This is a genomic window from Microvirga massiliensis (genome assembly GCF_001006805.1).
Taxonomy (GTDB): domain Bacteria; phylum Pseudomonadota; class Alphaproteobacteria; order Rhizobiales; family Beijerinckiaceae; genus Microvirga; species Microvirga massiliensis.
Genome location: NZ_LN811354.1, coordinates 455775 through 465239, shown reverse-complemented (window position 1 = coordinate 465239; position 9465 = coordinate 455775). Strand labels below are relative to the sequence as shown.

The window sequence follows — 9465 nt, the reverse complement described above, 5'->3', positions numbered from 1 at the left end:
TGCAGGCGCCGGAACCTGGGCTTCGACGGGTGGGGCGGGCAGCGCGTCAGGCTCATCACTTCGGGCCGTTGGTGCGACGGGGAGCGTTGCCGTCGGGATTTCTGAAGTCGGTTCTTCTAGGAGCTCATCGAACGGCAAGGGGTCCGCGTGGTACGGGCCCCGGTTCAGAGAAGAGCCTGGCCAAGGGCGTGCAGATAGACCGGCTGTGCTTGCGCCAGATTGGCGGGACTTGCCTCGGCGCGGCGCCTTCGACGAGCTCGCGCAACCACACCTGCGAGGGCTTGGCCTGGCCCGAAGCTTGGAGGACCTGCTCGACCGCCCTGACCGTCGCGGCGTCATGTCCTTGCTGGAGCAAGAAGCCTCGATCCGCAACGCTCAAGGAGGCGGACAGGCCCCGCCCAGCCAGCAGGCGGGGGGCCAGTCCCATAGCGCGCTCGCCGGCCGCCTCGACATCGGAGTCAAAGTCCGGCTCCTGGCGCCCGAAATCGGCCAGCTGCTCCTTGGTGATCCCGGCGAGGTTGGCCGACATGAACAGGTTCTCGGAAGTGGCGTCCAGGTGAGCGGCGAGAAAGCGCGCCCGTGCCGGCTCCTTGGTCCGGAGACTGAGTTTCAGGTGACTTCGCCCGAGGAGCCGGGCGAGGCTGGGCGGCACTCTACGCCGCCAATAGTAAACGGCTCCCCGCCGCTCCACGTTCGCGACCACCGGCACGTGCCGACCTCCGTGTCCCGGAGCTGTGCCGCAGGCGTGTGTCCCACTGGGGCACAAAACTCCCCAGCTGGACGCCGCACCCGGGATTTCAAGGACTTAGGGAGATTGGCTGGGGCGCCAGGATTCGAACCTGGGAATGGCGGAATCAAAATCCGCTGCCTTACCACTTGGCTACGCCCCACCAGGCTGTGGCGCGCGTTACATAATCGGGCATCAGGGGGCTGGCAACCGGCCGAAAGCACCTCGCGTTGGGGAAGAAACAAGATTGCTCGGATCCGCTTGCGGACGCCGTCCCTCGCCGCTATAAGCCGCTCGCCCGGTGAGCCGGCAGTCGGAGTGTAGCGCAGTCTGGTAGCGCACCACGTTCGGGACGTGGGGGTCGCAGGTTCAAATCCTGCCACTCCGACCATTCTAAGGCTATCGGATCGCTTGCAAGTCGTGATTCTTATAGAGGGCGAATCGAAGCCGCAGACAGGTTCACTGCAACTTCGCTGAGTCTGTCGTTCCCGCACAGGCGAGGGCGACACCTCGGCGCGATTCAAACCTCCCCACCGAGATACAGCCGCCTCACACGCTCGTCCGTCCGCATCTCCTCCGAGGGGCCGCTGAGTGCGACCTTGCCGGTCGTCAGCACATAGGCGCGATGGGAGACGCGCAGCGCCATGCGGGAGTTCTGTTCCACGAGGATCACGCTCACCTTCTCGTCCCGGTTGATCGCGACGATCGAGCGGGCGATGTCCTGCACAAGCTTCGGTGCGATACCGAGCGACGGCTCGTCGAGCAGGAGGAGCTTTGGCCTCGCCATCAAGGCGCGACCGATCACCAGCATCTGCTGCTCGCCCCCGCTGAGCGTGCCTGCCGCCTGGGAATAGCGTTCCTTCAGCCGGGGAAACCGCGCCAGCACTCGATCGAGCGATTCGTGGATCTCGGCCGTGTCCGAGCGGGTGAACGCGCCCATCAGCAGATTGTCGCGCACCGACATGAAGGGAAAGACGCGGCGCCCCTCCGGCACCATGGAGATTCCCATCCGCACGATCTCGTCGGGCGGCGTTCCGTCGATCCGGCGTCCGCCGAAGTGAATCTCGCCGCTTCTGACCCGCCTGAGCCCCGTGATGGCGCGCAGAATCGATGACTTGCCGGCCCCGTTCGCGCCGATCAGGGCCACGGTCTCGCCCTCGTTGACCGCGATCGACACGCCTTTGAGAGCATAGACATGCTCGTAATAGAGCTGGACGTCGTCGAATCGGAGGATATGGTTCATGGCCTACAATCCGATGGAATCGTCCTCGACCCCGAGATAGGCCTCGATGACTTTCGGGTTCTCCTGGATTTCCCGCGGCGTGCCCTCTGCGATTTTCTGACCGAAATTCAGCACAACGATCCGGTCGGAGATCGTCATGACGGCCGGCATGTCGTGCTCAACCAGGAGGACAGTGACGCCACGGTTGCGCACGCCGCGCACGATCTCGATCGCCCGGCGGGTCTCGTCGTGGTTCATGCCCGCGAAAGGCTCGTCGAGGAGCAGGATCGCGGGATCGGTGGCAAGCCCGATGGCGATGCCGAGCGCGCGCAGGTGGCCGTGTGGCAGATTGCTCGCGATTTCATGACGCATGTCGCCGAGGCCGAGGAAATCGAGGATCTCGTCCGCAGAGCGTCCGAACGCTTCCTCGTCCCGCCGCCCCGTTGCCGTTCCAAGGAAGAAACCGGCGAGGCTCGCCTTCGAGCGCAGGTGATGGGCGATGATCACGTTGTCACGAACGGTCATTGTCTTGAAGATCGTCGTCTCCTGGAAGGTCCGCACGACGCCCCTGCGGGCCGCCTTGTGCGGCGCGAGGCCGGAAATCCGCGCGCCCCGGAAGCGGACCTCGCCGTGCGTGGGTCTGACAAAGGAAGAGATCAGCTTGAACAGGGTGGACTTGCCGGCGCCGTTCGGCCCGATCACCGACAGAATCTCGTTCTCCCGCACGGAGAAGGACACGTCGTTCACGGCGACGAGGCCGCCATAGCGCTTCGTCAGTCCGGAGATCTCGAGGATATCCGTCATCGGATTGCCCGCTCGCGCATCGGCAGCCTGATGCTCAGGAGGCCGTTCGGCAGAACCAGCATGAGGAGGATCAGGATCGTCGAATAGATCAGAAGCTGGAATTGTCCGGACTGGAACAGCAGGTCCCAGCCGAAATACAGCACGAAGGTTCCGACGATGGGGCCGAAGACAAAGCCCAATCCGCCCAGGAAGCAATTGAGCATGAAGTTGACCGAGTCCGTCACCGTAAAGGTAGATGGATAAACGGACTGCGAGATCGCCACGAACATGGCGCCTCCGATCCCGCCAAGAAAGGACGAGATGGCATAGGCGAGGACACGCAGATGGGCGACATCGACGCCGATCGAGGAGGCTAGTTCCTCGTTCTGCTGGAGCGACTGGCACAACCGCCCGATCCGCGAATGGACGAGGCGATAGAGACCCGCAAAGCAGAGGCTCATCATCACGACCGCCGTGATGTAGAACGCCAGACGAGGATTGGAGAGCGTCGCGAAGTCGGGAATGAGGGTGATTCCGAACAGGGAAAGCCGGCCCGGCAGCGGAATGTTGACGATGCCCCTGGCCCCATTGGTGATCGGGACGGCTAACGCCAGGAGGCGCGCTACTTCGGTGAGCACGAGGGTGACCATCGCGAAGTAGACGCCGCGGAGCCGAAGGATCGGCAAGCCGATGAGAACGCTTGCGCCTGCGCAGAGGAGTCCTGCCAAAATCAGACTTGGCCAGAAGGACAAGCCGTATTCGACGACCAGGATCGCGGAGGCGTATCCGCCCATCAGCGCGAAGGCGCCCTGCCCGATATTGATGCGCCCGATATAGAAGGTCAGCCACACGCCGCTGCTGACGATGCTGAGGAGCGCCACGGTCGTGAAGGTGTAATACAGGTCAGGCCGATCGCTCGCCGCGATCAGGAACGGCACTCCGACGAGCAGGAATAAAAGGGCTACGAGGGCAACAGCGGCCCGAGAGATCGTCATGCGCTCATCCCCACGGCTTTCCCATCAGGCCATGGGGCCGGATGCTGAGGAAGACCATCAGCAGAGCGAAAATGACGAGATAGGTGATGTCGCCGTACTGGCGGAGCACCGTCAGCCCTACCGACTCCATCATGCCAAGGATGAAGCCACCCGCGATCGCGCCGCCGACCACGCCCGCACCGCCAATCATCACCATGAGGAAGGCCTTGATCGAGATCGGGCCGCCGATGCCGGAATTGACGCCGGTGATCGCCACGAGCAGGCCGCCGACTACGCCGGCGAGCATGGCGCCCAGCGCGAAGCCGATCATCGAATAGCGGTCGACATTGACGCCCATCAGCTGGGCGGCGACACGGTCCTGAGCCAGGGCCCGCATCGCGCGCCCGGGACGGCTGTACTGCATGTAGAGGACGAAGGCAGCGATCATCGCCAGCGCCACCACCCCGACGACGATACGGTCATAAGGCATGACGACCGTGTCGGAGAGGAACACGCCGTTCACGATCTTCGGGACACCGCGCTGCTTCTCGCCGAACAGGAGCAGGATGATCGCATCCAGGAAGAGAGCAGTCGCAGCGGCCAGCAGCATCGTGCTTTCCTCGCGCAGGCTCCGCTTGATGACGGTACGAAACAGAAATTTTTCGAACAGCGCCCCGACGATTGCAAGCGTTACGCCGGAGCACAGAAGCGCAAAGGCGAACGGCAAGCCGAGTTGACCGTAGATCGTATAGGTGACGAACCCTCCCAGGACATACATCTGCCCGTGCGCGAAGTTCAGCACGTTCATAAGCGCGAAGATCAAGGTCAGACCAAGCGCGATAAGGGCGTATTGGGCGCCGAGATAGAGCCCGTTGACGATGACCTGTTCCATGGAGACGCAGCCCGTCCGGCGAGAGGCCCGGGATCAGGCCCGGGCCTCGTTTTAATATGGAGGCCGGATCAGTCGACCGAGCCGACGAACAGGGTCTCGAACTTGCCGTCCTTGAACTCCGTCACGACCATCGGCACCGCGACCTGGCGCTTCTGACCGAAGGAGGTCATGCCGACATAGCGGAGCGGATGACCCTCCTTCACGAAGGGATTGGTCGCCGAGAACGTTTCGATCGTCTTCTTGTATTCGTCGACACTGTTGATGGCGGCTGGATTGGCCTTGAGCGTCTCGACGATATACTCGAGGGCATAGACCTTCGTGTTCGATTCGTCGTTGTACTCGCCGTATTTCTTCGTGTAGCGGTCGATGAATTCCTCCATCGTGGCCGAGCGGATCTCGGGAGTCGAAGCGCCGCCCACCGAGATGAAGCCGTTGGCGAGTTCGCCCGCCCCTTCCTGGAGCACGGTCGCATCCTGCGCAGTCTCGGCGGACATCAATCCCTGATAGCCGAGTTCGCGGGCGGCGCGGATCAAGAGCGGTGCATTGGCGGGAGCCACGCCCGAAAGCACGATAAGGTCAGGCTTCAGACGCACGACCGGCGTCATGACGGGCGTGAAATCACGCGTATCGTTCTGATAGGTGTCCTTGTCCGCCACGACCTCAAGCCCGAGCGCCTTCGCGGCGGCGATTCCGCTTTCCCGCTGGCTCAGCGGATCGGACTCGTTGGCGGCAACGAAGGCGATCTTCTTCACACCTCTCTTTTCCTTGAGGAACTTGTAGATCTCGGGAGCCGACTGATAGCTCGCCACCATCCCCAAAATCGCGTTCGAAGCAGGAGGAGTGTAGAGATGCTTCGGGAAAGCATAGGGGAAGTAGATGATGCCATTCGCCTCCGCGACCGGGCGGACGGCTGCAGCCCCATCGTCGACGTTGGGGCCGACCACGTAATGGATCCCTTCCTGCGCCATCTTTTCCATGCCTGCGATGGCGCGCCTTGGGTCCTTCTGGTCGTCGAAGGTGACGATCCTGATCTTGTAGGTATCGTTGCCAATCTTCACTCCGCCCTTCTCGTTGAGCCAGTCGGCACGAGTCTGCATCGAGCGGACATTCGACGTTCCCCAGGCCGCGGCAGGGCCGCTGGTGACGCCGACGAACCCGATCTTCAGTTCCTTCTCTTGAGCCGAGGCAGGCGACAGGCCTACCGCCATGGCAATGGCTATAGCCGCGGAAAGGGCTATGTGTGTCGTGGTCGAGCGTCTGGAGATCATCGCTTGGCTCCCCTGCTTGTGCCGCTGAATTATCGTCTGACTCAGCGGAGTCTCTCCAGCGAAGGGGCAAACGCGGCTCCTGTCAATATTCTCCAGAATGGAAGAACTGCAGCATTACTGTCCCAATATTCTACAATAGCGGCGGGTATATAGGTCCCTGGGTGGGTTGCCTGTTCCGACCTGTGCCCTCCCGGGCGGCCGTAGGGGTGAAGAGATTCCGAGCTCACCGACTGAGAGATGATCCGGATTGCAGATCAACTCTGAGCCGGAGTGATAGTGCTGATCCGGTATGACCATGCTTTTCTCACGCTGTTCGATAAATTTGTCAGATTCGTCACTGCGAGCCTGAGGCTAAGCAATCTACCCGTCGACGAGTGCGCTGCTGGATTGGTTCACTCCGTTCGCAATGACGGGGTGCATCCGGAGTCTGCTGCCGTTTCCAGCCTGCTCCACATGCCTTCGCCCACTACCGCCCTTGCGAACCGTAGGCGAAGCAATCCAAGACGCCGCCTCAGGACGAAGCACTTCTCCCATGGCCCGCCATGACGACTGTGGGCGCCGTCACCCGCTGTTTCGCAGTCCCGCGGCAATCCCGTTGATGCTCAAATGAAGCCCCTGCACGACCCGATCGTCCATATCACCGGCGCGGTGGCGCTTGAGAAGCTCGATCTGGAGGTGGTTGAGCGGGTCGAGATAGGGAAAGCGGTTCCTGATCGACCGCGCCAGGAGCGGGTTGCCCTCGAGCAACTGCTTCTGCCCCGTGAGCTCCAGCAGCAGCGCCATCGAACTCTGCCACTCGCTCCGCAGTTTCGGGAAGATCGCCTCCCGCAGCGCCTTGTCGGAGACGAGCTCCGCATAGCGGGACGCGATCGCGATGTTGCTCTTGGCCAGCACCATGTCCATGTTCGACAGAAGGGTTCGGAAGAATGGCCAGTCGCGATACATGCCGCGCAGCATCTCCAGCCCATCATCGGGATGGTCGGCGAGATAGGCCCGCACCGCCGATCCGAATCCGTACCAGCCCGGCAGCATCAGCCGGCACTGGGCCCAGCCGAAGACCCAAGGGATGGCCCGCAGATCCTCGATCCGGCGTGAACTCGTGCGCGAGGCCGGGCGGCTGCCGATATTGAGGTGGGCAATCTCGCCGATCACCGTCGATTCCCAGAAATACTGCTCAAATCCGGGCGTGTCGTAGACGAGGCTCCGGTAGGACCGGAAGGCATGCCCGGAGAGCTCCTCCATGGTTGCCAGGTATTCGTCGCGGGGAGCCGCCCGGTCAGAATGAAGCAGGGTCGCTTCGAAGGTCGCTGCCGCCAGGATCTCCAGATTGCGTCGTCCCAATTCCGGGTTCGAGTATTTTGCCGCGATCACCTCGCCCTGTTCGGTAATGCGAATCGCGCCCTGCACTGCGCCGCCGGGCTGCGCGAGGATCGCCTCGTAGCTCGGCCCCCCTCCCCGGCCGACCGAGCCGCCTCGTCCATGGAACAGGCGCAGCCGAACGTCATGCTGCCGGAACACTTCCACGAGAGCGATCTCCGCCTTGTAGAGTTCCCAGCCCGACGTGATGAAACCGCCGTCCTTGTTGCTGTCGGAGTAGCCGAGCATGACCTCTTGGACGTTGCCCCGTTCGGCAAGCAGCGCACGGTACTCCGGAACCGAGAGAAGCGCGTCCATCACGGCGGCGCTCCCCTGTAGGTCGGCGATGGTCTCGAACAGCGGAACGATGTTGATGTGGAGCGAGCCGTCGGTCGGGCGCAGCAGGCCTGCCTCCTTGAGGAGGATACCCACCTCCAGGATGTCGGAGACCGAGTTCGCCTTCGAGATCACGTAATTGGGCACCGCGGCCGCACCGAAGCGGCGATGGGCGTCCGCAGCCTCACGTAGAATCGCGAGCTCAGCTGCGGTCTCACGCGAATAGGTCACGTGCTGCGAAGCGAGCGGACGGGCCGTCCGGAGCTCCGCGATCAGGAGATCGACGCGCGCGTCCTCTGCGAGGCCCGTATAGGCGCATCCGGGGTTAGCGACCTCGAGGAGTTCCGCAACGGCACGCTCGTGCACGTCCGAGTTCTGCCGGAGATCGACTCCGGCCAAATGGAAACCGAACACGTCGACGGCGCGGCACAAGTGCCGCAGACGCCCACAGGCCAGCAGGCCCGAGCCATTGGCCACGAGCGAGTGCTTCAGGGAAGCTAGGTCCTTCTGGAATTCGCCCGGATCGGCATAGGGGGGCGCCACTCCGACCGCATGCCGCGGGACCTCGCCGTGATCGAGCGCCACGGCGGTCGTAGCCAGCCGGGCATAGAGTCCCGAGAGGGCTTTCCGGTAGGGTTCGTGCTCCCGATGGGCCGACCCATCGGGCGACGATTCTGCAAGCTGCCTGACCTCACCCGAGACGCTCACAATGTGGTCGTCGAGGGACAGTTCGCTCCCCAACGCGTGCAGTTCGTCGAGATAAAAGCGCAAGGCCCGCTTGCTCTGCAGTTGCAGCGCCTGGTGCAGCACCTCCGCGGTCACAAAAGGATTGCCGTCCCGGTCGCCACCGATCCAGCTGCCCATCCGAAAGAAGGACGGCAGCTCGGTGCCTGTCCAGGCCGGATCGGACGCGGCAAGCTCGTCCTCGAGGTCGGCATAGAACCGCGGCAACTCTCGCAGGAAGGTATAGTCGTAATAGGACAGGCCGTTGACCACCTCGTCGACGACCCGCAGCCGGTGCTGCCGGAGGATGCTGGTCTGCCACAGGATCAGAATGGCCCGGCGAAGCCCTTCCTCGGTCCTCGCTTCCTCTTCGGGGGTGAGCCTAATGCGATCGCGCTCGGTCAGAAGCCGCGCGATCTCCATTTCGCGATCGATCGTGCTCCTGCGCCTGATTTCCGTAGGATGTGCAGTCAGCACCGGGCACACGAAGGCAGCATCGAAAAAGGTGCTGATGTCCTGGCGTGGAACCGAAGCCTGGCTTGCTCTCGTGAGCGCCAGGGCCATTGTCCCGGCGCGCGGCGGAGAGCCCGCGCTGGCGTGAGCTCTCGACCTTCGGATCCGGTGCAGATCTTCGGCAATGTTTGCGAGATGCGAGAAATAGCTGAACGCCCGGATGATCTGGATCGCGCTGCCGGGCGAGAGCGCATCGAGAATGGACTCGAGCTCTCCACGGGCGGCATTGTCCTCATCGCGATGAAAGCGGATCGATGTCTGGCGGATGCGCTCGACAGTCCCGAAGGCGGCCTCACCCTCCTGGGATCGTACAGTGTCACCGAGGAGACGCCCTAAAAGGCGGATGTCTTCCCGGAGAGCCCGATCCTTATCGGGTGAGTAAACGGCGTCCATGACAAGCCTCCCGAAGCACGTCCACAGACTTCCGAGGGAATCCCTGGTGCCGGTGCGTTCGAGCCCGCCTCCCCGACCAAGCCGAAGTGCCCGGCCCATGGCGCGTGGCGCAGCGTCTCGCGGAACGCACTCTTGCAAAGCGCAGCGAGAAGCAACTGCTATTGTCCTCGGTCCTGGGGACGGAACTTCATCGGATTACTCTGGTTGCCGGTCCCGGAACCTCACGCGAGGTGATCGCGCTATTACGGGTGGGATCCCTGCCGAAGCGAGGGTACACC

Annotated in this window: 7 protein-coding genes and 2 tRNA genes; 1 reads left to right on the top strand and 8 read right to left on the bottom strand. The window is 63.0% G+C overall.

Annotated elements, in window-relative coordinates; all coding sequences use genetic code 11:
- Nucleotides 1–124 precede the first annotated feature (124 nt).
- Nucleotides 125–709, bottom strand: a complete 585-nt coding sequence (locus BN1233_RS18210) for a DUF6538 domain-containing protein (protein WP_046864973.1) — start codon at nucleotides 707–709, stop codon at nucleotides 125–127.
- 106 nt (nucleotides 710–815) lie between these two features.
- Nucleotides 816–890, bottom strand: a tRNA-Gln gene (locus tag BN1233_RS18205).
- A gap of 151 nt (nucleotides 891–1041) precedes the next feature.
- On the opposite strand from BN1233_RS18205, the gene BN1233_RS18200 reads away from it, so the two are divergent.
- Nucleotides 1042–1118 (top strand) — tRNA-Pro (locus BN1233_RS18200).
- 129 nt (nucleotides 1119–1247) lie between these two features.
- Here the strand turns inward: BN1233_RS18200 and BN1233_RS18195 are convergent.
- The 6 genes from BN1233_RS18195 to ppc all read right to left on the bottom strand — a co-directional run bounded on the left by BN1233_RS18195 (nucleotide 1248) and on the right by ppc (nucleotide 9187).
- Nucleotides 1248–1970 (bottom strand): ABC transporter ATP-binding protein, encoded by a 723-nt coding sequence (locus BN1233_RS18195; RefSeq protein ID WP_046864972.1) that lies wholly within the window; start codon nucleotides 1968–1970, stop codon nucleotides 1248–1250.
- Between the two features lie 3 nt (nucleotides 1971–1973).
- The gene (locus BN1233_RS18190) at nucleotides 1974–2753 is read right to left on the bottom strand and encodes an ABC transporter ATP-binding protein (RefSeq protein WP_046864971.1); all 780 of its coding nucleotides are present in this window, start codon (nucleotides 2751–2753) and stop codon (nucleotides 1974–1976) included.
- On the bottom strand, nucleotides 2750–3727 hold the full coding sequence (locus BN1233_RS18185) for a branched-chain amino acid ABC transporter permease (protein ID WP_046864970.1): 978 nt from the start codon (nucleotides 3725–3727) through the stop codon (nucleotides 2750–2752). Before BN1233_RS18185 ends, BN1233_RS18190 begins: the two co-directional genes overlap by 4 nt.
- Before the next feature lie 4 nt (nucleotides 3728–3731).
- On the bottom strand, nucleotides 3732–4598 hold the full coding sequence (locus tag BN1233_RS18180; RefSeq protein WP_046864969.1) for a branched-chain amino acid ABC transporter permease: 867 nt from the start codon (nucleotides 4596–4598) through the stop codon (nucleotides 3732–3734).
- Between the two features lie 68 nt (nucleotides 4599–4666).
- Nucleotides 4667–5866: an ABC transporter substrate-binding protein gene (locus BN1233_RS18175; protein ID WP_046864968.1), complete on the bottom strand. Its 1200-nt coding sequence runs from the start codon at nucleotides 5864–5866 to the stop codon at nucleotides 4667–4669.
- A 561-nt stretch (nucleotides 5867–6427) separates the two neighbouring features.
- Nucleotides 6428–9187, bottom strand: a complete 2760-nt coding sequence (gene ppc, locus BN1233_RS18170; RefSeq protein WP_046864967.1) for a phosphoenolpyruvate carboxylase — start codon at nucleotides 9185–9187, stop codon at nucleotides 6428–6430.
- Nucleotides 9188–9465 lie beyond the last annotated feature (278 nt).